At 62.6% G+C, this 24,051-nt stretch carries 24 protein-coding genes; 12 read left to right on the top strand and 12 right to left on the bottom strand.

Translation table 11 applies throughout. The features are described from left to right. Nucleotides 1-3 precede the first annotated feature (3 nt). Entirely contained in the window at nt 4-618 is a 615-nt protein-coding gene (locus tag LH365_RS14810; RefSeq protein ID WP_226746123.1) for a hypothetical protein, read from the top strand. A gap of 181 nt (nt 619-799) precedes the next feature. On the opposite strand, the gene LH365_RS14815 is transcribed toward LH365_RS14810, so the two are convergent. Further along, the gene (locus LH365_RS14815; protein WP_226746124.1) at nt 800-2,158 is read right to left on the bottom strand and encodes an MFS transporter; all 1,359 of its coding nucleotides are present in this window, start codon (nt 2,156-2,158) and stop codon (nt 800-802) included. 192 nt (nt 2,159-2,350) lie between these two features. Here LH365_RS14815 and LH365_RS14820 point away from each other — a divergent pair, with 192 nt between their 5' ends. Beyond that, complete coding sequence (locus LH365_RS14820; RefSeq protein ID WP_226746125.1) at nt 2,351-3,364, top strand: LacI family DNA-binding transcriptional regulator; 1,014 nt, start codon at nt 2,351-2,353, stop codon at nt 3,362-3,364. A gap of 60 nt (nt 3,365-3,424) precedes the next feature. Beyond that, nucleotides 3,425-4,132, top strand: a complete 708-nt coding sequence (locus LH365_RS14825) for a hypothetical protein (protein ID WP_226746126.1) — start codon at nt 3,425-3,427, stop codon at nt 4,130-4,132. Here LH365_RS14825 and LH365_RS14830 read toward each other — a convergent pair. After that, entirely contained in the window at nt 4,129-5,037 is a 909-nt protein-coding gene (locus LH365_RS14830; protein WP_226746127.1) for a LysR substrate-binding domain-containing protein, read from the bottom strand. The genes LH365_RS14825 and LH365_RS14830 overlap by 4 nt on opposite strands. Before the next feature lie 124 nt (nt 5,038-5,161). Here LH365_RS14830 and LH365_RS14835 point away from each other — a divergent pair, with 124 nt between their 5' ends. The 4 genes from LH365_RS14835 to LH365_RS14850 all read left to right on the top strand — a co-directional run bounded on the left by LH365_RS14835 (nt 5,162) and on the right by LH365_RS14850 (nt 8,233). Next, nucleotides 5,162-5,962, top strand: coding sequence for a type 1 glutamine amidotransferase domain-containing protein (locus LH365_RS14835; RefSeq protein WP_226746128.1), 801 nt, complete (start codon nt 5,162-5,164; stop codon nt 5,960-5,962). Between the two features lie 61 nt (nt 5,963-6,023). After that, nucleotides 6,024-6,320, top strand: coding sequence for a putative quinol monooxygenase (locus LH365_RS14840; RefSeq protein ID WP_226746129.1), 297 nt, complete (start codon nt 6,024-6,026; stop codon nt 6,318-6,320). 33 nt (nt 6,321-6,353) lie between these two features. Next, the gene (locus LH365_RS14845) at nt 6,354-7,361 is read left to right on the top strand and encodes an aldo/keto reductase (protein ID WP_226746130.1); all 1,008 of its coding nucleotides are present in this window, start codon (nt 6,354-6,356) and stop codon (nt 7,359-7,361) included. 101 nt (nt 7,362-7,462) lie between these two features. Then, nucleotides 7,463-8,233, top strand: a complete 771-nt coding sequence (locus LH365_RS14850) for a ThuA domain-containing protein (protein ID WP_226746131.1) — start codon at nt 7,463-7,465, stop codon at nt 8,231-8,233. 3 nt (nt 8,234-8,236) lie between these two features. On the opposite strand, the gene LH365_RS14855 is transcribed toward LH365_RS14850, so the two are convergent. Together LH365_RS14855 and LH365_RS14860 are read right to left on the bottom strand one after the other, a co-directional pair. Continuing rightward, nucleotides 8,237-9,064: a family 16 glycosylhydrolase gene (locus tag LH365_RS14855; protein WP_226746132.1), complete on the bottom strand. Its 828-nt coding sequence runs from the start codon at nt 9,062-9,064 to the stop codon at nt 8,237-8,239. A gap of 210 nt (nt 9,065-9,274) precedes the next feature. Then, nucleotides 9,275-11,866, bottom strand: coding sequence for a family 20 glycosylhydrolase (locus LH365_RS14860; RefSeq protein WP_226746133.1), 2,592 nt, complete (start codon nt 11,864-11,866; stop codon nt 9,275-9,277). A 201-nt stretch (nt 11,867-12,067) separates the two neighbouring features. On the opposite strand from LH365_RS14860, the gene LH365_RS14865 reads away from it, so the two are divergent. Both LH365_RS14865 and LH365_RS14870 read left to right on the top strand, forming a co-directional pair. Beyond that, the gene (locus LH365_RS14865) at nt 12,068-12,277 is read left to right on the top strand and encodes a hypothetical protein (RefSeq protein WP_226746134.1); all 210 of its coding nucleotides are present in this window, start codon (nt 12,068-12,070) and stop codon (nt 12,275-12,277) included. Between the two features lie 60 nt (nt 12,278-12,337). Beyond that, complete coding sequence (locus tag LH365_RS14870) at nt 12,338-12,526, top strand: hypothetical protein (RefSeq protein WP_226746135.1); 189 nt, start codon at nt 12,338-12,340, stop codon at nt 12,524-12,526. A gap of 41 nt (nt 12,527-12,567) precedes the next feature. Here LH365_RS14870 and LH365_RS14875 read toward each other — a convergent pair whose 3' ends face one another. From LH365_RS14875 to LH365_RS14895, 5 genes are all read right to left on the bottom strand, one after another. Further along, complete coding sequence (locus LH365_RS14875) at nt 12,568-12,966, bottom strand: YidB family protein (RefSeq protein ID WP_226746136.1); 399 nt, start codon at nt 12,964-12,966, stop codon at nt 12,568-12,570. A gap of 124 nt (nt 12,967-13,090) precedes the next feature. Next, nucleotides 13,091-14,224 (bottom strand): M14-type cytosolic carboxypeptidase, encoded by a 1,134-nt coding sequence (locus LH365_RS14880; RefSeq protein ID WP_226746137.1) that lies wholly within the window; start codon nt 14,222-14,224, stop codon nt 13,091-13,093. Between the two features lie 894 nt (nt 14,225-15,118). After that, complete coding sequence (locus tag LH365_RS14885) at nt 15,119-16,048, bottom strand: replication initiator protein A (protein WP_226746138.1); 930 nt, start codon at nt 16,046-16,048, stop codon at nt 15,119-15,121. A gap of 2 nt (nt 16,049-16,050) precedes the next feature. Next, entirely contained in the window at nt 16,051-16,386 is a 336-nt protein-coding gene (locus LH365_RS14890; protein WP_226746139.1) for a stability/partitioning determinant, read from the bottom strand. Between the two features lie 3 nt (nt 16,387-16,389). Continuing rightward, entirely contained in the window at nt 16,390-17,079 is a 690-nt protein-coding gene (locus tag LH365_RS14895) for a ParA family protein (RefSeq protein ID WP_226746140.1), read from the bottom strand. Nucleotides 17,080-17,572: 493 nt separating this feature from the next. Between LH365_RS14895 and LH365_RS14900 the strand changes: the two genes are divergently transcribed. Further along, the gene (locus tag LH365_RS14900) at nt 17,573-18,319 is read left to right on the top strand and encodes a hypothetical protein (RefSeq protein ID WP_226746141.1); all 747 of its coding nucleotides are present in this window, start codon (nt 17,573-17,575) and stop codon (nt 18,317-18,319) included. Between the two features lie 205 nt (nt 18,320-18,524). Next, complete coding sequence (locus tag LH365_RS14905) at nt 18,525-19,268, top strand: hypothetical protein (RefSeq protein ID WP_226746142.1); 744 nt, start codon at nt 18,525-18,527, stop codon at nt 19,266-19,268. A gap of 244 nt (nt 19,269-19,512) precedes the next feature. On the opposite strand, the gene LH365_RS14910 is transcribed toward LH365_RS14905, so the two are convergent. Genes LH365_RS14910 through LH365_RS14920 form a run of 3 tightly spaced genes read right to left on the bottom strand, consistent with a single transcriptional unit; the run spans nt 19,513 to nt 22,034 of the window. After that, nucleotides 19,513-20,184: a DUF1345 domain-containing protein gene (locus tag LH365_RS14910; protein WP_226746143.1), complete on the bottom strand. Its 672-nt coding sequence runs from the start codon at nt 20,182-20,184 to the stop codon at nt 19,513-19,515. A 38-nt stretch (nt 20,185-20,222) separates the two neighbouring features. Beyond that, a complete protein-coding gene (locus LH365_RS14915; protein WP_226746144.1) occupies nt 20,223-21,275 on the bottom strand; it encodes an SIS domain-containing protein in 1,053 nt (350 codons plus the stop codon). Between the two features lie 12 nt (nt 21,276-21,287). Next, the gene (locus LH365_RS14920; RefSeq protein ID WP_370639765.1) at nt 21,288-22,034 is read right to left on the bottom strand and encodes a copper homeostasis protein CutC; all 747 of its coding nucleotides are present in this window, start codon (nt 22,032-22,034) and stop codon (nt 21,288-21,290) included. 488 nt (nt 22,035-22,522) lie between these two features. Between LH365_RS14920 and LH365_RS14925 the strand changes: the two genes are divergently transcribed. After that, nucleotides 22,523-24,013, top strand: a complete 1,491-nt coding sequence (locus LH365_RS14925; RefSeq protein WP_226746145.1) for a hypothetical protein — start codon at nt 22,523-22,525, stop codon at nt 24,011-24,013. Nucleotides 24,014-24,051: the final 38 nt, after the last annotated feature.

Consider the following 24,051-nt stretch of genomic DNA (forward strand, 5'->3'; position numbering starts at 1 on the left):
GCCATGTCTTTTCAGTCCGAAGCGACCACCGACACCTTATCCCGCATCGCCGATCTGGTCGATGCGCTGCTGGTCGAGCCGTGGGAACCGCAGAGGGTGACAAGCCGTCGTCGCGAAGCCTGGGCGCAACTGGCTCCGCTTATCCTCGGCGATATGACGCTGTCGAAACACGATACGCCCGCTTTCGACCGCCTGATGAATCTTAACATGCCTCTGCTGCGCCACAGCCGCGACCGCGTATGGATAGCGGCGCTGTTCGTGGTTGGCGGCGCGTTGGCGCGTTCAGACCCAGCCGAATTCAAACGTTTTTTATCAAACCTACCGGTATTGAACGAGATGGCGGGCTTAAACCGCATCATCGATTACCTGGTGCGGCTTTACGTCGGTTCAACGCCCTTTCGACCGGAACTGCGACGGCAGCTTATCAATCTGATCTTCGAGCCGGTGGAAGACATGGCGCGCGCCGGCGATCTGAGACAGGTGGTGGACTTCGTTGCCTCCCGATTGGCGGATATCGACGGCTTCCAGCCCGACATTGCCTGCATCAGTCTCGACCTCATGGGGGCCGTGCTGGCCGCACGCCGCGGTGTTTACGATCTGCGCCATCAGATTCGTTAGAGCGGAATGATTTCTGATGGAATCATTACGCTCAAGCCGCCATTGCGGCGGCGGCCAAGGTGGCGGAGCCACCGCCCGGTGAGGGCGTAAACAAAATCTAGATCCTTATGTTTCCATAAGAAAACATAATAATCTAAAACGTTTTTCCGATCCCCTCCGATCGAAACCCGCTCTGAAAACCCTATTCTTGCGTCAACCCGGCGCGCCGGCGCGCCAGTTCGGCGGACACAGCGCTCATGCTGGCCTTGTCGAGCTTATACAGCAACAGCACCGCCACCGAGATCAGCGCCGCCACCGCCGGGGCCAGCGACATCAGGGCGGTGATGATGCCTTTGGTTTCCTCGGTCTGCGGTCCGTTGGCGACGTAATCGACCGCCTTCAGTCCCGCCCCGATCAGGTAGGACGCCAGTGCCCCGCCCAGCTTTTGCGAAAAGGTCGCCGCCGCATAGGTCATGGCCGTGGCGCGCCGCCCGAAGCGGTATTCGGTATAGTCCGCCGCGTCGGCGTACATGGCGTAGGCCAGCGGCGATTTCGGCCCCAGACACAGGCCGATCAGCACCTGAATCACGAACATCAGCGCGATCTGATCCGGCGGGATGACGAAAAAGCTGGCCGACAGCACGGCGACGGCGGCCATCAGGATCATCATCAGGCGCGGCTTGTCGATCCATCGGGTCATCAGCGGTGTCAGCAGGGCGCCGGCGGCCAGCGCCACGCCATAGGCGGTCAGGAACGGCCCGATCAGGTCCTCCCGCCCGACCACGTACCGCATGTAGTAGGCCGAGGTGGCCATACGCAGCGTGATCGTCACCATGATGACCAGCGCCAGCGCGAACAGGACCAGCCAAGGCTTGTTGCCGAACAGGTCGCGGATGTCGCGCCACGGGCTTGAGGCCTGCTGCGGCGGCGGACTGATGCGTTCGCGCGTATTCATAACCACCAGCGCCATGATGACCACCACCACCACGCCGTAGATGGCCATGACCAGCGGCCAGCCCTGGGCCGGATCGGCCCCGCCGAAGGTCTTGACAAGGATCGGCGTGGCGTAGGTGACGATGGTGCCGCCCAGAAATCCGCCGACAAATCGAAATGAATTGAGCGTGGTGCGCTCCTGCCCGTCGGCGCTCATCACCCCGGACAGGGCGCTGTAGGGAATATTGGCGATCGTATAGACGATCATCAGCAGATTATAGGTGGCGTAGGCGTAGATCAGCTTGCCGTCGTGATCAAAGGGCGGGGTAAAGAAACACAGCACCCCCAGCACGGCCATCGGCGCGGCGGCGCCGAATATCCACGGACGGAAGCGGCCCCAACGACTGCGCGTGCGGTCGGCCACCGCCCCCATTACCGGGTCGGCAAAGGCGTCAAACACGCGACTGATCAAAAGCATGGTCCCTGCCGCCAGCGGATCGAGGCCGAACACATCGGTGAAGAAAATCAGCCCGAAGGCCGAAATCGTCGTCCAGTAGAAGTTGAAACCCAGGTCGCCCGCGCCGTAAGCGATCTTTTCGCGCAAGGATAGTCGTTCCGCAGCGGCCATGCCGTTCCCCTGTCCTGCCGCCTTTTCGCGGTCTGAAGACAGGTTTAGGACAGCCTTTCGCCCTCCGCAAGCGGAACTACGTCAACGTTGTCATGGGATGCGGCGTAGACCTCCGGTCCTTCGCCGCTATGGACAGGGCGCGCCATCGCGGTTAAGCCTGTTTTATCATATTTTTACAGACCTCCCCCGCCCGTGACCCGCATCACCATTGTCGATCTGGCCCGCATGTCGGGCGTTTCCATCAAAACCGTTTCGCGCGTGCTGAACAAGCAGACGGGCGTGCGTCCGGAAAAGCGCGCCGAAATCGAGAAGCTGATCGCCGATACGGGCTTCAAGCCCAATCCCGCCGCCCGCGCCCTGTCCGGTTCGCGCAGCTATCTGATCGGGTTGATCTTCGAGCGCCCGGTCACCCACTACTACCAGCACGAGCTTCAGATCGGCGCGCTCGACGCCTGCCGTCAGGCGGGATACCACCTCGTCATCGAGGGCTTGGCCGATCTGCGCCACCTGCCGCGCGACCAGATGAAGGCGCAACTGGCGACCTCGCGCTTCGATGGCGTGGTGCTGGCCCCGCCGGTATGCGACGACGCCTTTATGCTCGACCTGTTCGATGAACTGGAAGTGCCCGTGGTGCGCATCTCGCCGGTTCAACACTTTGAACGCAGCCCTTATGTCTTTATCGACGACGAAGCCGCGGGCTACGATCTGACCCGCTGGCTCATTGAACTGGGGCACCGGCGCATCGCCTTCATCGAGAACCTACGGGGGCGCGGCTCAAACGAGGCCCGTAAGGCCGGCTACCGGCAGGCGCTGGCCGATGCCGGTCTTGAGTCGCATCCGGAGTGGATCGTGCGCGGCGATGTGCGGGTCAATAACGGTTTCGACGAAGCCGAGACCCTGTTGTCGCGGCCCGACCGTCCCACCGCTATCTTCGCCGCCGCTGACTATATCGCCTTCGGGGCCATGGCCGCCGCCGCCAAATTGAAGCTGTCCGTGCCGGAAGACCTGTCCATCGTCGGTTTCGACGATGCACCAGGTACGCTAAGCGTCTGGCCGCCGCTGTCCACGGTTCATCAGCCGATGAAGGGGCTGGCCGAAGAGGCGACGCGGATGCTGCTGGAGCGCATCAACGGACGCGACGTCCCGGCGGCGCACCAACTCGACTATTTCATCGCCAAACGTCAATCCGCCGCCGCGCCGAAATAGGCCTCGGCGCGTTACATTGCGGCCTTAATTTGGCTGCATAGCCGTCCCAAAATCCCGGTCATGTCCCTGCATCGTTTTACCCTCGCCGCTCTGCTGATCCTCACCCCGCCGGCCGCCGGCGCGGCGGACGACGAGATCGTCGCGACCCACCGCCCCAAGGTGGCGGCCGAGACGCCGGAGACGAAGACCGAGGCCGTCACCGCCGAGGACACGGCGAAGACTATGCAGGCGCAGGTGCTGTCGACCCTTTCGGACGCGCGTCCTGTTGACCGCATCCAGCCCACCTCGTGGGGACGCGAAGAAGAAACCGACGCCGGCCCGCGCAAGCGTCAGATCCACGGGGAAGCCGGGGCCTCGATCGGCACGGGCGGTTACAAGAGCGCCTATGTCTCAGCCCTTATTCCCGTCGGTGACACCGGCACGCTGGGCATCGCCTACAGCCAGACCGACCACGGCAAGAACGGCTACTGGTACGCCGATCCCTATGGCTATGATTACGATCCGGGTTATGCGCCGGGTTACGGGCGTTTCGGTGCGTCCCACCGCGACCCTTACGGATATGGCTACGGCCCCGGAACGGGCTATGCGCGCGGCGGCACGTCGAAATCCCTGTCGATTTCGCTCGACCTGAGCGCGCGGGACAAGGACCGCGAGCGCGACGCAGAATGCGACACCGTGCGCTATGAAAGCAGTCCCGGCGAATCCATCTGGGGCGGCTACCGTCCGTCGCGCCGCGTCTGCACCAAGACGACCAACTATCCTTATTAGGCTTCGGTAGCCACCTCCTTCGCCACCTCGCTGATCAGGCCCCGCAGCCAGCGGTGCGCCGGGTCGTGGCGATAGCGCACGTGCCAGGCCATCTCCACCGGAAAGATGCCGAGATCGACCGGCGCGCTCACCGTCTTCAGTCGCTTGTCGTGCGCCAGATGCCGGCAGATCAGACGCGGCAGCGTGGCGCAATAATCCGTCACCGCGATCATTTCCGGCACGGCGAGGAAGTGCGTCACCGACACCGCCACCTCGCGCTTCACGCCCTGCCGTTCCAGCGCCTGAAACAGACCGGCGCGCAACCGTCCGGGCGGCAGGACGTTGACGTGCTTCAGCCGCTCGTACTGCTCTCGCGTCAGGCTGTCGTGAATTTCCGGATGCCCGGCCCGCACCACGCAGGCCAGCCCTTCGTCCATCAGGTGCTGCACGATCAGATTGTCCGGCGGGTCGATCAGGCGGCCCAGCACCATGGCCGTCGTCCCCGACACCACGCCCGTTTCGGCCAGATCGGTGCCGAAGGGCGTCAGGCGCAGGCGGATGCCCGGCGCGCGTTGCCTGAGCCGCGCCACCACGGCGGGCATCAGCACGAATTCGACATAGGAGTTGGGCGCCAGCGTGAACAGACGCTCGGCTTTTGCGGGGTCGAAATCCTGCTGCCCCCGTATGACGTCGTCGATCTGCGCCAGCGCTGCGGCGATCACCGGCGCCAGTTCCTCGGCCTTTTCGGTCGGCTTCATGCCGTAGCGTTCGCGGATGAATAACGGGTCGCGCAGGGTATCGCGCAGGCGGTTCAGGGCATTCGACAGGGCGGGCTGGGTTATGCCCAGCCGCTCGGCGGCGCGCGTGACGTTGCGTTCCTCCATCAGGGCCACGAACACCGGCAGCAGGTTCAGATCGTATCGCATGAGTTATATCGTTATGCACATATCTGAAATCAGGCAAATAAATTTCAGGAATATATCTCCGCGGCGCATATTCGGCCTGTCCACAACGGACCGCACCACACACCCGAACCCAATGGAGATTAAGATGAGCAAGGGTAAAGTACTTCTGATCGGTTCCAACGCCACCCGCATCGAAACGCAGGGCGGCGGCTTCGGGGCCACGGGTCAGTATCTGAATGAGACCGTCGTTCCCGCTATGGCCCTCATCGAAGCCGGTTACGACATCGTCCTCGCCACCCCGAACGGCACCAAGCCGTTCATCGATCCGGTTTCCGACGTGGCCGATCATTTCGGTGGCGACGAGGCCGCCCTGCAACGCGCCCGCGCCTTCTGGGCCAACGATCCTTCGATGAATACCGTCCGCACCCTGCGCGCGGTGATCGAAGACGGTCTCGACGACTATGCCGGCGTCTTCGTCCCGGGCGGTCAGGCCCCCGGCGTCGACCTGATGCAGGACGCCGATCTGGGTGAAATCCTGCACCACTTCCACGACCGCCAAAAGCCTACCGCCCTGCTCTGCCACGGCCCGATCGCCATCACCTCGGCCATGCCACACGCCCGTGAATTCCGCGCGGCCCTGATCGCCGGCAGCCCGGCCAAGGCCGCCGAATGGGCCCGCGGCTGGCCCTATGCCGGGTATAAGATGACCGTCTTCTCCAACAGCGAGGAAAAGATCGTCGAGGACTATATCCTCAAGGCCAAGCTCTACTTCAACGTCGCAGACGCGCTGGAAATCGCCGGGGGTCAGGTCATCACCACCGCCGTCGATTTCGAGCCGAACGTTATCGAAGACCGCGAACTGATCACCGGTCAGAACCCGCATTCGGATCATCCGCTGGCCAAGCGCTTTGTCGCCGCCCTCAACCGTGCCCCGGTTCTGGTGTAGCTCTTATATGAACGGCGGGATGCCTCCCCCGTCCCGCCGCTCCCTCCACAGGAGACCTCCCATGTCCGCTCCTATCAAGGTGATCGCCCTCCTCACCGCCCGTCCAGGTAAGGCCGAGGCCCTGCACACCCTTCTGTCAGGCATGACCGCGCCGTCGCGCGCCGAACCCGGCAATCTGCGCTATGATCTGTGGCAGGATCAGGCCGAGCCCACCCGCTTCATCCTCGACGAGTTGTATACCGATGCCGCCGCCGTCGCGGCGCATCGCGCGACACCCCACTTCCAGACCTATCTGGCCGCCATCAACGATCTGGCCGAACGCACCGCCTTCGTGCTCGACCCTATCCAAATCGCTTAACTTCCAAATCGCCCCATCCAAGGACTCAGTCCCATGACACTCAAAGACATCCTGCCGGGTCAGCTCGGCTTCGGCGCCGCGCCTCTCGGCAACATGTTTCGCGACATCCCCGAAACGGAGGCTCAGGCCACCGTCGAAGCCGCCTGGACCGACGGCATCCGCTATTTCGACAACGCCCCCTTCTACGGCGCGGGTCTCGCTGAAATCCGTATGGGCGAAGCCCTGAAAGACAAGCCGCGCAGCGAATACGTCATCTCGACCAAGGTGGGCCGGGTCATCCTCGATGAGGTCGAGGACGTCAGCGCCCGCGACCTCGGCGAAAAGGGCGAGGTGTTCAAATACGGTCGCCCCAACCGCATTGTGAACGACTATTCCGCCGACGCCACCCTGCGCTCGATTGAAGACAGCCTCAAGCGCCTCAATACCGACCATATCGACATCGCTTTTGTGCACGACGTGGCCCAGGATTTCTACGGCGACGACTGGCTGGACGTCTTCGAGACGGCGCGCAAGGGCGCGTTCAAGGCGCTCGACCGTCTGCGCGACGAAGGCGTCATCAAGGCCTGGGGCCTTGGCGTCAACCGCGTCGAGCCCATCGAGATCCTGCTGGCGCTGGAAGGCAACCGCCCCGACGGCTTTCTGCTGGCCGGACGCTACACCCTGCTCGACCACGACAAGGCCCTGCAACGCGTCATGCCGCAGGTCGCCGAAAAGGGCCTCGGCATCGTGGTCGGCGGCCCCTACAGCTCAGGCGCGCTGGTCGGCGGACCGAACTTCGAATACGCCCCGGCGACGCCGGCCATCCTCGACAAGGTAACGCGCATCAAGGCCATCGCGGATCGCTACGGCATCAGCATGAAGGCGGCGGGCCTGCAATTCGCGCTGGCCAATCCGGCGGTCGCCGCCGTCATTCCCGGTGCCAGCCGTCCCGGCCGCATCGCCGAAGACCGCGCCGCGCTGAACGAGACCATACCCGCGGACTTCTGGCGCGAACTGCGTCAGGCCGGGCTGGTCCATCCGGACGCCCCGCTGCCGGCGTAACCGGAGGTTTCCCGGAGTTCATCACGACTTGACGGACTCGGGTAACAGGCCATAGCCTGAGGCAACAACGCTGTCGTCTTAGGCTATGGAAACGCACTCTGATGAAACGCCTCAGCCTTTTGTTCGCCGCTGTATTCGCCCTGCTGACGCCGTCGCTGAGCCGGGCTGACAGTCAGTTCAGGGTGCTGGTGCTGGCCATGCCCAGCAAGTACCACTACGAATACGTCCCGGTCGCCCGCGAAAGCCTTGAACGGCTGGCCAAGCTGCACGCCTTCGAGATCACCTGGGCCAATGCGGGCGGGGCGCTGGAGCAGGACCTCAGCCCCTATGCCGCCATCCTGCTGCTCAATACGCCGGTCGAAGACCTCAATCCCGCCCAGCGCGGCAAGTTCGAGGCTTACATGAACGGCGGCGGCAACGCCATGATCGTACACCGCACCGCCATCGCCCTGCCCGCCGAAAGCTGGCCGTGGTACGAAAAGCTGGTCGGGCGCACGGTCGGCGTCCACCCCATGCTGCAAACCGGCGTAGTGACGGTGAGCGACGAGGGCTTTCCGGCCACCTACGGACTGCCGGAGCGCTGGGTGTGGAGCGACGAATTCTACACCACGACCAATCCGCACAAGGTCACCATCCACCCCGTGCTCAATGTCGATGAGTCGAGCTACGACCCGACCAAGATCTGGCCCGGTCAGGTAGCGAAGGGCATGGGCAAGGACCACCCGATCGCCTGGTATCACAGCTACCAGAAGGGCCGCGTCTTCGTCACGACGCTGGGGCACAATGTCGAGATGTACCGCGACGCACAGTACTTGACGCACCTTATGGGGGGCATCTACTGGACGGCGACCGGATTGGGTCAGGCGCAGTAGCGGTTAAGGCTTCTTCCACACCCGCACGTAATCGACCTCGAAGGTGCGCGGGAAGATGCTGTCATCGACCTCACCCGCCATGTTCCCGCCGACCGCCAGATTGAGCAGCAGATACTGCGGCCTGTCGAACGGCCAGGCCCCCGGTTTGTCGCTCTTGGCATAGCTGTGGAAACGCTTGCCATCGACGAAGAAGTCGAGCTTTTCCGGCGTCCACAGAAGCTGGTAATTGTGGAAGGCCGTGCAGGCATCGGGCACGTCGATGCCGTTGCCGTCGCCCGACCCGCCGCGCGTATCGATGGTGAAGCGGTTGTGCACCGTGCCGAAGGTCGTGCCGGGCGTCTTGCCGACGTGCTCCATGATGTCGATTTCGCCGCCGTCGGGCCAGTTGGCCTCGGTCCCCAGCATCCAGATGGCCGGCCATGAGCCCAGCCCGCACGGCATCTTGGCGCGGATTTCGTAGAAGCCGTAGAGGAAGCTGACCTTGCCCCTGGTGATCAGACGCGCCGAAGAATAGGCCTGCCCGCCGTAGTCGGCGCGGTCACTCAGGCGTTCCTTGCGCGCGGTGAGGCGCAGGGTGCCGTCCTTGACCTCCGAATTTTCCAGCCGGCCGGCGGCATAGTATTGCTTTTCGTTATTGTACCAGCCGGTGCGGTTGGCCACCGTGTCGTAGTTCCACGTCTTCGCATCGGGAAGGCCCGGCTTATCGAACTCATCGGCCCAGTGGAGCGTGTAGCCTGCGGGCACGGCCGAGTCCTCGTCGACATAGCGCACCTGCGCCATGGCCGGGACAGCGGCCAGCGTTGCGGCGGTAACGATAACGGTCTTCAGCATGGCGTTTCCTCCATATCATACCTCCTTGGCTATGCTGGGGAGGGGGACCGCACGACGCGCGCAGCGCTAGATGCGGTGGTGGGGATTCTTTTTTAATTTCAACCGACTGGATAAGCGGACATATCGCAAGATACCCCACCACCACACCTCACCGACTTCGTCGGCTCGTGCGGTCCCCCTCCCAGCCAAAGGCAGGGAGGTATGAATAAATTACTCCACCGTCACCGTCCGGCTCTTGCGGCGGCCATCAGGCGTGGTGACGCGCAGGTCGACCGGACCCGTCACCGCCACAGGGCCCGTATAGGCTTCCCACGTTCCGCCCTTCACCCGGTACTCGATCAAAGTCGCCGCGATCTCGGCATTGGCCAGCAATTGCCCGCCCTCGATCTTCGCCCCCGGCGGCGCGAGGCGATAGGTGATCCCCGCCTGATCGAGGAAACGCAAATGCACGCCCAACCGGTCGCGGAAGCCCTGCCATTCGCCCAGCACTGCCTTCGCATCGACCTTGCCGTCGCCATAGGTGTAGCTCTCGCCGGCCTTGTAGGCGACCTCCCAGCCCGCCTTGTGCCAGGCGCGTTCGGCCAGCGGCAACAGGCGCGGGAAGAGGCGGTATTCAGCTTCGGCGTCGGTGCGCACCACTTCCGTCCAGAGCTGGCCTTGCAGACCGGTAATGCCCCGCCCCCTGGCGTAGGGCGTCTTGTCGGCCACAGTGGTCCCCTGCCCGCGAATATCGGTCAGCAGCGAGGCATTGGCCGGCAGGTTTTCCGGCTGGAAGCTGAAGATCTTGAACAGGTCGGTGTCGCGCGACGCCCAGTCGTAGCCCGGCTCTTCCGGGTGCGGCGCCGGGGGCATGTCGAGATAGGTGATATCCGGCACCGAAATCACCGTTTCCCAGCCGCGATTGGCATGGTCGTGCGCTTCGGCAGCCGCCGGCCCCAGCAGGCCGCTCCAGATGTTCGACTGAACCACCCTGGGCATCTTCTTCGGGTCGGTGTGGCCCATGCCGTCGCTCCAGCCCGCCGTCTCTATGCCCTTTTCCGCCAGATAGCCGGCCACGCGCTCGATGAAATAGGGAGTAAGCTGAGCCGGAGTCAGCTTGTGCTCGGCCATAAAGGCCTTGCACGCCGGCGACTGCGTCCACGCGCCCGCCGTCTCGTCGGCCCCGATATGATAGCGTTTCAGCGGCACGCCCGCGGCCTTGTGCAGCTTCGCCGTTTCGTCGATCACCTTGTCGATGAAGGCGTAGGTGGCGGGGAGGCACACATTGAGCGTGTTGTCGTTGTAATGCTGGATCGAGCGGTAGGGCGTCTTATCTTCCGGCTCGACCAGACGGTATTGCACCGCGCCGGCCGCATCGCCGGCGGCGCTCAGGCGACGATAGCGGGCCTCCATGGACCGGACCGCCGCGCGGCTGTGACCGGGCATGTCGAAGGACGGGATAACCTCGATGCCGCGCGCCTGCGCCGCCTTGAGTATCTCGATATAGTCGGCCTTGGTGAAATAGCCGTTGACCGGCGTCTCACGCTCCGGCCCGGCCCCCAGTTGCGGCAGAAGACAGGTGTCTTCCGCCGGATCGTGGCAGCGATAGCCGCCGACCTGCGTCAGTTCGGGCAGGCCGTCGATCTCCAGACGCCAGCCCTCGTCCTCACCCAGATGCAGGTGCAGGCGGTTGAACTTATACGCCGCCATCTGCTCCAGCATGTCGAGCACGAAGGCCTTGGAGTGGAAGTTGCGCGCCACGTCGATATGCAGGCCTCGGAACGGCAGGCGCGGCGCGTCCTCGATGGACATGCGTAAGGTCTGCCCGCCGCCGAAGGCCGTCTGCTGGGCCAGCGAACGCAGGGCGTGGTTGGCCCCCGCCGTCGATCCGGCGGTGATGGAGACGCTGTGGGTGACGTTGAGGCGATAGGCTTCGGGTTTCAGGCGGCGATCGACGGTCACGGCCACGGTCGGGCCTACCCCCTCCCCTGCACCGGCCGCGATCAGGGCCTGAATAGCCGGTTCGATGTCGGTGCGCTCCAGCCCCTTCAGGCGCAAGGCGAACCCCTTCGACAGGTCGAGCGGCGCGCCCTTTTGCAGCGTCACCTTGGCCGGGGTCGGCAGGATGACCACGGCCGGACGGGTCATGGCGATATTTCGCGCGGCGTTGCGTTCATAGGCGCGCTCAGGCGTCAGCCACTGCATCTTATCGTCGGGGCTCTGCGTGGCCAGTTTGGCCTCGTCGGTCATCGGCGCGACGAACGGCAGGGTCTCAAGTCCGGTTTCAGGATCGATCACCACCCGGCTCGCCGCAAGGGTGCGCGCGGCCAAACCCGGCGCGGCGACATAGACATTCGGCATGACGAAGCCGCGCGAATAAAAATGCCCCGGCGCCCACAGCCTGATCTCGTGCACAGCCCCGGCCTTCAGCACCGCTCCCGGCTTCGGCGTCACGGCGTAGAGGTCGCCATTGATCAGTTTCACATCGAAGGCATCGCTCTCGTGCGTCTTCAACGGCGCGACATAGGAGAAATAGAGCGTCCAGCCGCCGGGCAGGTCCGTGTCCTTCGGCAGGGTAAGCGTCAGGGTCGACAGGAAGCACGGCGCCCCGTCGCAGGTCTGACGGTTATCGACAATGGCGTAGCGATAGCCGAGATCGGCCCCCAGGGCGTCGAGATGGGCCTGAGACAGGGGCTCCGGGCTTTTGGCAGCCACCGGCGTCGCCACCACGGAGGCGACCGGTTCCGGCGTTGCGGCGCAGCCTGCGCTCAGCAGAAGGACGGCGGCCAGCGCGCTGAGGCTGACGGATTTCGCTAAGGTCATGTCGGGCTCCCCAGATCGATGTTTTCGATATGTGAGGGCGAATTTGAGACGAAATCAAGCTAAAAGTTATGATTTGGTTTTTAATTGGTAGTTACCAATATAACGGATAGCTAGCGGATATACTATGGTAGCCCCGCCCTACGCCGCTTGACAACAGACCAAAAGCGTGAGAACAAATTAAGAACATAAAAGGAGGGCGTGATGAGTCGGTTGTATGATGGCGCGTGGGTGCTGGTGGCCGGTCAGGCTTTTGCGCAACCGGCTATCGAGTGTCTCAAGGGCGTATTCCGCGTCGCCGACGCTCTTTACGACGAGGACGGCAGTGCTCTGGACCGATTGTTCGGGCGGCCCGCCATCCAGATGATTCTCGATCGGGACACGGCGCGTGAAAACGGGCTGATTCCGGGGTGATTTTTAACCCCTGCCCGTGTAAGAGACTATTTCTCCTCCCCTATTCGACCCGTGTGCGCCATGTCCCCCGCTTTTATCGCTGCCAACGACAACCTGCCGCCCGAGGCCGAGCTGATCGCCGAGACGGTTGCCGCCTATGAGGCTGCCGGGGGTACGAGGGCGCAGGCGTTGTCCGATCTGCGCCGCGCCGTGCAGGCCTTGCGCCGCAACGGTTTGCGTGAAGCCCGCGCCCTCAAGGGCATGGAATAGCCCCGGCGCGCGCGGTCAGGCGCGCCGTAAATTCACAAAACCTAGCGGAACAGGCCGCCCAGCAACTTGCCGATGCCGTCCTGACCGAGCAGGTTCGGCGCGGCTTCGGCGATGGCTTGCGGCAGTTGACCGCCTTGCGTCAACTGATCGACCACGCCCGGCAGGACATCGCCCAATTGGGCGGGATCGATTCCCAGTGACCCGGCCAGTTGATTGACCATGTCCGGTCCCAACGCCGATTGCAGTTGCTCGAACGAAACCGGCAGGTTGGCGCCGTTCGACACCCACGACTGCACGACTTCAGCCAGACCGCCCTGTTGCAATTGGCCCAGCACATCGCCGACCAGCCCCTGCCCGCCGAGTTGTTCCGCCAAACCGGCAATGTCCAGATTGCCCAGATCGAGCTTGCCGCCCAGGGCGCCCAGAATATCGTTCAACATGACCCGCTCCGTTCGTTGATATCATCGCCATCTAGCGCGGCGAATCGGCGGGAGTCGAGTCAAGAGCAGCGGTCACCGATACCCCGATAGGTGCGCAAACCTTTGCCTCACGCAGATGTTTACCTCAGCGCGGGCGCACCGGAATGTCCGTAATCACGTCGTAGAGCGCCTTGAGACACGCAATGCCCAGCGCCTGCGACCGCGACGGCGACCAAGCCTCGGTCGCGTCCGGGGCGTCGTCATGGTCCTTGAACGGCATTTCCAGCGTCATGGCGATGGCGCCATAGCGTTCGGCCACCGCATTGGTCGAAATGGCCAGATTGGCCTGACCGCGCGCATCGACGTCATAGCCGAATGTCGTCTGGAAATCGGGCGTGCGCGCCAGAAGGGCGTTCAGATAGCGGCGATAGAGGGCGTCGCGTTCGGGCGTCCAAGACGGCACGCCCTCGAACCCGGCCATGAAGACGTGCGGAATGGCCTCGTCGCCATGCACATCGATGGCGAAATCGACGCCGGTAGCGTCCATGGCGTTGCGGATGGCCAGCACTTCCGGGCTCTTGTCCGCCGAGGGCTCGGCCCACTGACGGTTCAGATCGGTGCCCGCGGCATTGGTGCGCAGATGGCCGCGCGCGCTGCCGTCCGGATTGACATTGAGCACGACTTGAAAAGTCGCTGCCGCCCGCAGCGCCACGGCTTCCGGCGCGTCACCGCAGAGCCAGGGAATGGCCCCCTCCATCCACCATTCGGCCATGGTTTCCCCCGGATGCTGGCGGGCATAGAGCCATACCGCGCGCGGGCCCTCGCCCAGCGTGAACAGGTCGAGGTCGCGTCCGTCGAGCGTTTGGCCCAAAACCCGGTGACCGACGCCCGGCAGGGTTTTCACGCGTTCGACCAGCGCGCGATGCCGGTCACTGTCATAGGGCGCGAAATAGGCCACCCACAGGCTGTCGGACACCGCTTTGTGACGGATGGTCAGCACCCCGTCGGCGTAATCGGTCTCGGCGAGCGTCCAATCGGCCTTGTCGGGGCTCACACGGGCCCTGTAGCCCGTCCAGCCGCCCGTATAGGCCGATCCCCCGGCATTGGTGAGACGCAGCTCCAGATCGGTCCCTGCGGCGCCGTCAACACGGAAATAGAACCACTGGTAATAGTGCGACTGATGATCCGCGCGGATGCTGAGGTCGAAACGCCCGATGCCATAGTCCTGCACGACGTCGATATTGCCGCCGTCGAAGTCGGAATGGATGCTGATCGCCATGACGGCCTCCGGAAGAGTCTGAAAGCAAAGAAAGTTTCCATAGCGACCGAATCGGACGCCGTCACGTCATTTCACCGTGAAGCCGCACCGTGAAGCGATGTCACACTATCGGGGGATCAGTGACCCTCTGCCAATCCCGCAATCCCTTTGACTCCAAGCGATTCCGGGCGCAGTCACGCGGATTTGCGGCCAAAATCAGGTGTTTTGGGTCTCGATACAAGGCTCAACGGGAGGTTCGGGCGGCTTTTCGTTGGTCACCGGAGCCCCTCGTTTTCGGTGACCCTGCCCCGTTGTCTGTAATCCCGGAAATCCCGGTGACCGGTTTTAGGTGACCCTTGGGCGGTACTGTCTTAACCCCCTTTCCGTCGAAGTCCGCCTGAGCGACCCCTCAAAGGTCGCACAAGGCGGGCTCGGCACGATCGTTACCCCGCGTTCCTGAGCCCTGTTAAGAGAGTCTGTTAGTGAATCTAGTTAAATAGGTTAAGCGAAAAAAAAAGCCGAAATTCCCCTTTAAAATCAATAAGGGTACTATTTGTTAATCTCTGATCCCCCGTGGCTGCGTCACTGATCCCCCGCAGGGGCGGTCTTCGTTCCCCCGTGCAACGGGTCACCCTTCCCCCGATGATCGCATAGAGAAAAAGGAAGTATTTTCCACAGCTTGCCGACAGCTTTTTAACCATGATCCGGGCGAAAATGCGGTCACTAATCCCCCGAAAGCCGTCTTTTGAGGGCAAAACCGCCGGAAAAGACCATCCGGTCACTGTTCCCCCGACTCACCTGCAGCGAATCGGTCACCGATCCCCCGTCAAGCTGGTCTTCAATCCCCCGAGAGTTTGGTCACTGTTCCCCCGACGAATCAGGGCAAAAAAGTCACCGATCCCCCGATACAAAAGCCTAGAACCGTTTGTTCATAAGGCCGTCGATTTCCAGAGCCCGCTGGTCTTCGGCAGACTGACGCTCCAGCGATTTCAACGCGTCGCGCACCCTCACCCGCTCTTCCATATCGCGCTTGATGAAGTGCACGGCGGGAGACCCGTCATTGGTCTTGGTCAGGGTCATTTCGTATTCAGGCAGGGCGTTCTTGGCCACGATACGCTTGAGCAGATAGGTGAACTGCTTCAGCGGGCTGTCCGAGCCGGTTTTTTCGTGCAGGATCGAGATGCGGCAGGTCCAGCCGCTCTCCTGATCGCCGGCGTGCTTGCGCGCCACACGGTACAGGGCGCGTTCCATGCCGCCGGTGAGCAGGAAATAGTCCTGATGCATGGTCAGGAGCGAGCGTTCGGTGACGATCCCCTGATAAACCCAGTCGGATAAGGTGATGGAAATCCCGCGCGGGGCCTCGGTTTCCGGGTCGACCTCCAACTGAAAGGCGTCGATCCAGCCGAATTGCGCCTTGTCCTTGCGTTTCGGCGCGCGCAGTGAGGTTTGAATGGTCGTCGATTCCAGCCTTTGCAGGGCCGCATTCAGTTCCTGATACGACTTGCCGCCCGTATCGCGCTTGATGGCGCGCAGCAGATCATAAGACGTGGTCTTAAGAGTCCGCGGCAAGTCATTGACTCCCTGCTCTTTCAGCCGGTTCAGCGCCGACGCCGCCCAGATCATGATGTCGGCGTCCCAGATGGTCGCGATGCCGAATTCGGCATTCCCGGAAACCTTGACCCAGGTGTCGCCGTCAGGGCTGGTATATTCGATGGGTTTCAGGCGCTTACGCTTGGCCAGACTGAAAAACGGCCGTTCCATCAGCTCGCGCTGGTCCTTCAGCGACATGTCGCTGACCAGCGGGATGAACAGGTCGAACTGCGATTCAGCGGAACGGCGGGCCATGATCAGAGCTTGCCCTCGGCCTTCAGCTTGGCTTCCAGCACCTCGACGGCCTGCTCGAACACCTGCCCCAGAACGAGGCCCTGCGCGTCGGCGACGGCGTAGAAACGGCGCAGCGCCTCGTCCGTCACCTTCAGATTGAGCTGACGGTTACGCCCGGTGCGATAGCGGCGTTGCAGGACGGGTTCGACGGGCGCCGGCGCGGCCACGGCCTCACGGCTGGGGAAGCCCCTCGCCTCGGCCACGGCGCGCAGACCTTCCTTGTCCGGCTTAGGTTTCGGTTTCGCATCGAAGGCCGACAGGTCGAGATCGTCATCAAAGATCGAAGCGCGTTCTGACATGGATTAAGCGACCTCCTGAGCCGGCGCGACGTCCGGATTTTTAAGCAAATCAATGGCTTCGGCCACAAAGGCGCGGGCATTGGCCACGGCCTTGTCGATATTGGCGACCTGCAACGGATCGAGCGTCTCCAGCGACCCGCCGAACGAGAACATGGCCTTGAAGGCCTCGCGCTCGTGCAACTGCGTGTCGAACAGGCGGATGCCGTGCGCCCGCAACTGTTCGTGGATGGCCGACAGCGTGCGCGGCTTGATGACCGGATTGGTGCGCGTCAGAAGCACGGCGTGCGGGATCGGGCGGCGCGACTGGCGCTCGGTATTCTTGATCAGGCTCAAGGCCTTGGCCGCCTGTTTGGCGTCGAGCTGCGACCCCTGCGTTGGCACAACCACCAGATCCGAAGCCCCGATGGCATAGGCTACCGTCAGCGACGCCGTACCTTCGCAGTCGACGACCACGAACGGCGCTTCGGCGGCCGCCTCTTCTATCTTGTCGAGGATGTTTTCCTGATTGGCATCCGACACGATGCGGATATTGGCTGGGCAACCGTTCAGCTGCGACCAGGCGAGGATCGGACGGTTGGGGTCGGCATCGATGATGATGACCTGCGTCTTGCGCGCCAGTTGCGTCGCCATCAGCGTCGCCGCCGTGGTCTTGCCCACCCCGCCCTTTGGGGAGATGAAGGAAATGACCGGCATGTCGGGCTCCTTTCGGACGGCTTCCGGCTGGCTATCGGGTAGCTGTCAGCTAACGCGGCCGGCCTTTGCGCAAAGGTTAATGGAGTGTTAATAGTTGTGAGTGCGCCGATTCTGACGCGGGGTCCAGCGGGAAGGCATCTGGAAGCTAGGGACAAGCTTGATGAAAGCCCGCCGATAGACATCCGCTATCCCGCCGAAAGCCGCCAGACAGATGCCCGTTAGCTTCCTGTTAGCCATAATCTAGCTTCCGAATAGCTAACGGAAAGTTAATAGCTAACGGAAATCCAGCCGATAGCCTGTGAATAGCCGTCGTAAAGCTATCAGATAGTTGATTGGTATCTTTTGGGTATCTTTGGGTGGTGAATGTGCGACCGGGGATCCGTAAATGTATGATTTTACTTGGATAACATTCTGGTATCCATTGGGTATCCAAATGAAGAGCCTCCGGCGGGCAGGGGCGCAGCCCCTGCACCCGATAACGTTTTGAGGGGAAATGGATAGGGCAATCCGTCAGGCGCTTTGGCGATTTGTCAGGTGCGATACGACAACCACAGACTTTGAAGCCTGGGTCTATGCCTATGAGGCAACCTTGCTCACCGAATTGGGCGTCGATCTGCATCTGGCGCTACTCGAAATGAACTATGCCGATCGCAATCAGGTCGAGCGCATGCGCGAGCGCCTTGAAGGCCTACTGCGCCCTGCCCTCGCCTGCGAGTGTGAGGCGGTGGCGGATGAGGACGTCATTCCGATGGGAATGGAAAGGCGCGATGAGCGCTTTTTCGCCACGGTGGACGAAGCCGCAAGGCATGGCGGTAAAGCGTGGTGGCTTTGGCTGGGCAAGTGCAAGGCTTGCGGCGACCACTGGCTGATCGCTCAGGAAGAGCGAATATACGATGATTACTTTGTCGATCGCCTCAGTGACGAGGATGCGGCGCACATCCTTGCTGATAAACAATGGCCGGCAAAATATCTGACCTATGAAGACGTTCTGCGGACGGGCAGGGTGCGCAGCAAGCCCTGCCGGTTCGTCGATAGAATGGCAAACTCACTTGTCTGGACGGTGCAGGAACTCAGGCGCGATCGCCCGGAGATAGACGAGAGGGAGATGGCTGATCTTCTGGGGATTGACGCGCTGCACGCCAAAGAATTACTCAAAAAATCAAACACGTTACGTGAGAGCTATCTGGTAGCTATCATAAATAAATGGCTTGTTCGATTGAGTGAGAAGCTCAGGAATTAAGAGCCTCCGGCGGGCAGGGGCACGGCCCCTGCACCCGCAGCGACCTACCCCCTTCACCCGCAGCGACCTACCCCCTTCACCCGGTCTCGACAAGCTCGACCACCCTCTCCCCGTGGGGGCGAGGGAAGATTGCGAATCTATCCCCGCCGCTCAAACCGTTCGTATCCTTGGGCGCATGACCCATTCGGAGCGCACAGAGGAGCAATTGACGCCAGAACAACGGCGCAAGCGGTTGCGCGCCTTCGCTGATCGTATGCTGATCGCTCTGGGCGAGGTCGATGATCCCGAAAACGGTGACGATGTCGTCAAGGGCGTCCGGACGGCTTTGATGATCGAGCGTCTCTATGCCCGCTGCGATGCGTCGGAAGCCGGGGCACACAAACGTGCTGCCGCTTCTATTGAAGATCAGGTGACGCTGCAGAAAAAACTCAAATGGTCGGGATATTATTTCGACAAAGTTCCGAACGTACCGTTTGTGACACTGAAGCCGGATATGCTGGCCGGGATGCAATGGCCGCGTCCGGAGCCTGACCCTATGGCGGAACTCAGGGGCGAACTCAAGGCCGAAATTCAGACGCTGAAAACACCGGCAAAGCCGCAGCCTCAGCCCGTGTCTGAACCGACCAAAGCGCCGGAAACGGTTATCGAGCCCAAGCCCGCCGCGCCTTCAAACAAGCCCCAAGACACCCTCCTGACGCCGCAGCAAGCGGCTCTGCGCGAGCGAGTGCTGAACACCAAAGCCATCGAGAAACCCAGGGACGTCGCGTGGTTCGATCACGATTACGGTCTGATTCGCGATGAGGATGTCGAAGTGCTCCACGGGGATCGCCTGCCCTGGATGTATGAGGCGGGTTGCTCGCGTGAGATGATTTTGAAAACGCTCAAAGCCTATATGCGCGAAGACCTCAATACTCTGTGGCCCGACATCTTCCCGCTGGATACGACCTAAGGGTTTAGCCCACGGAAAGCACAGAAAGCACGGAAAGGGCTATGGAACTGATCTTGCCCGAAGGGCCCTTCTCCATTGTGCGGCAGGCACAGTGACGGGCGCTGCGCGCCGAAAGAATGGCAAGTATTCTTTCCGTGCTTTCTGTGTTTTCCGTGGTTAGCCTTCTTCCTCCCCACGCACTCAGTCGATGCCGTCGCACCCGTTTACGGGGTCCGGGGTCAACTGACCCCGGAATCTTCCGACTTTATCCCAATAAACTCGCGGCGATATTGATGCACAGCGCCAGAAGGGTCGTGTTGTAGAAAAACGCGAACACGGCGTGCCCCAGATTGAGCCGTCGCATGGCTTTCGACGCCACCGATACATCGGCGGTCTGCGCTGCTGTGCCGATGATGAAGGCGAAATAGGCGAAGTCGAGATAGTCCGGCTCGCATTTTTCATCCGGAAATTTCAGCGGCGGTTCGGATTCGCGTTCCAACTCGATATAATAAGCATGGGCGTAGTGCAGGGCGAAGGTTGCGTGCACGAACACCCAGGTCGTGACGATGGTCGCCCCAACCAGCGCGATATCGAGCCCTTTAATGAGGCCGGTTTCATCGCGCGCGGCGATCAGTTCCGAGGCGATGGCGACGATGCAGACCGCAATCGCGGCCCCGGTCAGGCCCAGTATGCTCCACTTGCCGACGTCCTGCGTTTCGGCGCGCTGGCGCATGTCGGCGGTGTCGGCGCTCAGCATCAGCCGCGCCAGAACGCCGAGATAGAAGAGGGCGGCGACGTTCCACGCGATCAGCACGCTTTGAGACAGGCGCAGTTCGGTCAATGCCCCCAACCCCGTGCCGACCGCACCCGCCAGCAGGGTGGCGCGGCTTAGCCACGGGCGCGAATGGAAAGTGCGGACAAGCGAAAGGGCGGCCATGCGCACAGCATGACCGCCCTTTGCAGAATGTCCAGCACTTAGACCGTTTTGGTTACCTTGTTCAGGTGCGGCGGCGTGTCCGGATTGAGCCCCCGCGCCAGCGACAGGCGGTTGGCGAGGCGGTAGAAGCTTTGCAGGCGCAGGATGGGCTCCAGCGCGGGTTCGGCTTCCAGCGCCGGCAGTATGTACGCGCCGGGCGTCGTGTCGGCCAGCCACACGGCGGCACCGCGATCGGCGAATTCGGCGGCCACGTCGCGCACCCCGTCGCCGGCGAGGTCCGAGGTGGCGAAGGCCAGCACCGGAAAGCCTGCGTTGACGATGGCCATGGGGCCGTGGCGGACTTCGGCGGCGGAGAAGGCCTCGGCGTGCAGGGCGCAGGTTTCCTTGAGCTTCAGCGCGGCCTCCTGAGCCACGCCGAAACCATAGCCGCGGCCGATGACGAAGAGGTTGGTGGCCGACGTCAGGGCGGGGAGGGCGGCGGACCAGTCGAGGTCGAAGGCCTGACGCATCCGGGCGGGGAGGGCGGCCACGGCGGCTTTCAGCGCTGCATCGTCGCTCCATTCGGCGGTCAGCGCCGCGAACCCGGCCAGCGCGGCCAGGCACGACTTGGTGGCGGCGACCGACAGTTCCGGTCCGGCGCACAGGGGCAGGACCTCGTCGGCCAGCGCGGCCAGTGGTGCGGTTTCGTCATTGACCAGGGCGATCACATAGGCCCCGGCGGCTTTGTAGGCCTCCACGGCGGTCAAAAGGTCGGGCGAGCGCCCCGACTGCGACACGGCGATACACAGGGCTTCGGAGGCCACCACGGGGGCGGCGTAGACCGAGGCCACGGAAAGGGCCGCCGAGGTCACCGGCACGCCGGTCAGGGTCTCGATGACGTACTTGCCGTAGGTGCAGGCGTGGTCGGATGAGCCGCGCGCGCAGGTGATGACGGCTTTGAGGGGCGCGGCCTTTAGACGTGCGGCGATGCGGCCCAGCGCGTCGGCATTGCGTTTGAGGAAGCGTTCGACGGCGTCGCCGCCTTCGGCCGCTTCGCGGAACATCAGGGTCGTGGTTTCACCCAGCGGCGGGACGACGGAGGCGAGAGGCATGCGAAGGGTTCCTTATGACGAATGGGGGAGGGGCGCGGCCGGAGCGAAGGCGCGCAGGTGGTCTTTGAGGCAGCGGACGGTGTCCGCGTCGGTATCGCGCGCGCCGGGCGTCAGAAGACCGAGGGAGATTTCGGGCGCGGTAGCGCTGATTTCGCGGCTGGCCGAAGCGTGCAGCCAGTGTGCGCCGGTGATGCTCAAAATGCGATGGGCATTGGCGACGGAAATCCCGCCGCCGGGCATGATCTCGATACGGTCGCCGGCATGGGCGACCATCACAGCCAGACGCTCAAGTCCGGCTTCGGCCCGTCGTGCACCGCCGGAACTGAGGAGGGTATGAAATCCCAGTTCGACCGCCAGATCGACCGCGCGGTGCAGGGCCAGATCCAGTCCGGCAGCGTGGGCGCACAGGACGCGAAGGACGGTATCATCGAGCCGCCCGTCGGGGCGGCTGGCGCCGATGACGACGCCCGCCAGTCCGGCCTCACGCACGGCGTCTATATCGTGGCGCATGACGTCCATCTCGTCCGCCGTATAGACAAAGCCGCCGCTCCGGGGGCGGATCATGGCACGCACCGGGCAGGGGGCCTGTGCCGCCAGGTGCATCAGGCCGGGGGAGGGGGTAAGACCCCCTTCGGGCAAGGCTGCACACAGTTCGATACGGTCCGCGCCACCCGCTATGGCAGCGCGCAGGCCTGCCGGCGTATCGAGACAGATCTCGAGCCGGACAGGGCTGGCGGGGGAGGGCGGCGTGGGTGTCATGATTTGAGTACCAATGTGCATTATTGGTATTATATGTTTGTGACTATCCTGACAAGCCTATTGGAAAAATATAGCGGTTTCGTCAGAATTTTCGCTGTTTTAACGCGCCGCGAGACTAAATGTGGGCAAAAAGGACATTACCAATATTGCCACTGGCTATGGATCGTGCCACCCTTCGGCTCAGACCGGTTTTTCCCTCATTTCCGGCGAACTCGGAGTGGTCTGCCCTTTGGCGGCCACTCTCTTTTTTGCATAGTGCCGTTCTTTCCGGCGCGTGTCAGGCGAAAACGTGTCCGCAAAGACACATGCGGTACGCAGCGAACGGCATTAAGGCCGGGTTAAGCCATTCTTACCGGCGTTACATATTTCTGTCACACAAGCTTGGGCGTTCTGTCACATAGCCTGCCTATAAGGCCCTCCGATGGCATAGGTGCGTTCAGAACGGAGACATCTCCGACGTGCCGCTGCGCTGGTCTGGAGAGATGCAAATGAACAAATCCACGAAATTCCGCCTGGGTCTTCTGGGCTTCACCGCCGCCGTCGCGCTGGCGGGCTGCTTCGGTGCCGACAACGTGGCTTCGCCGGGTGAAGGCACGCTGGTCGGCGGCGGTTCGTCGTCCTCGTCTTCGAGCAGTTCTTCGTCGTCTTCGGGCGCGGCTGACTCCTGCCCGACCGGTCTGTCGAATGTCGGCGTGGTCGCCGGCCTGCGCAACTGCCAGCTCCCCGCGAAAATCACCGGCAACCTTGTCCTGAAGAATCTGCCGGGCGTCATCTACTCCATTTCCGGCCGCGTGGCCGTTGGCGATGATCTGGGCGCCGATCCGACTGCGCCTCTGGCCGGCACTTCGGGTATCCTCACGGTTGAACCGGGCGTGCGCGTCTTCGGTTCGGGTGGCCTCGACTACCTCATCATCCAGCGTGGCTCGCAAATCTTCGCGGAAGGTACCGCGACCAACCCGGTGATCTTCACCTCGCGTCAGTCGATCGAAGGGACCACCTCGCTGGAATCCGACGGCCAATGGGGTGGCCTGGTGATCGCCGGCCGCGCCCCGACCAATATCTGCCCGACCGGCGTCACGCCGCCGAACGTGGGCTGTAATACGGGTCAGATCGAAGGCACCAACGCCTTCTACGGCGGTAACTCGGTAGCCGATAATTCGGGCACGCTGAAATATGTCCGCGTCATGCACTCGGGCTTTGAAGTCCTGCCGGGCAACGAACTGAACGGCATCACCTTTGCCGGCGTCGGCAATGGCACCAAGGTGGAGTACGTTCAGGTCCACAACTCTTCGGACGACGGCATGGAAATGTTCGGCGGCACGGTCAATCTCAAGAACATCGTGCTGACCGGCAACTCGGATGACAGCCTCGACACCGACACCGGCTATCGCGGCAATATCCAGTTCCTGATCGTCAAGCAAAGCCAGACCCGCGGCGATCGTCTGTTTGAAATGTCGTGTGCTGGCAACGCGGCCTACTGCTCGCATCCGGTCATCTCCAACGCCACCCTGATCCGCCGTTCGTCGGTGGCGTCGAACGGTCTGGAAATCAATTCGGGCACCGACCTGACCCTGGTCAATTCGGTCATCGTCAACACCTCGTCGACCTCGACCTTCGGCATCCGCATCACCGGTGCGACCACCGAAACCGCTGCCCCGACCTTCCACTCGGTCTATATGGGCGGCTTCGCTACGGCCTTCGCCACGACCAACAACACGGCGGCCCTGTTCAACGGCGGCACCAACAACACGTCGGCCGGCACGATCACCCTGGCCGACTTCGTCAACGGCGCTAACGAAGCGGCTGTCCCGGTTCGCGCCGTATCGACGCTGAACTCGACCACAAACGCCACTTCGGTCAACGGTGTGGCCAACGGCAACTTCTTCACGACGGTCGACTATATCGGCGCCGTGAAGAATTCGAGCGACACCTGGTACGCGGGCTGGACCTGCGGCCTGACTGCCGGCTCGACCTGCTGATAAACGCACGGGCGGTTCGGGGTTACCCCCGCACCGCC

The sequence above is a fragment of the Asticcacaulis sp. AND118 genome, from assembly GCF_020535245.1.
Taxonomy (GTDB): Bacteria; Pseudomonadota; Alphaproteobacteria; order Caulobacterales; family Caulobacteraceae; genus Asticcacaulis.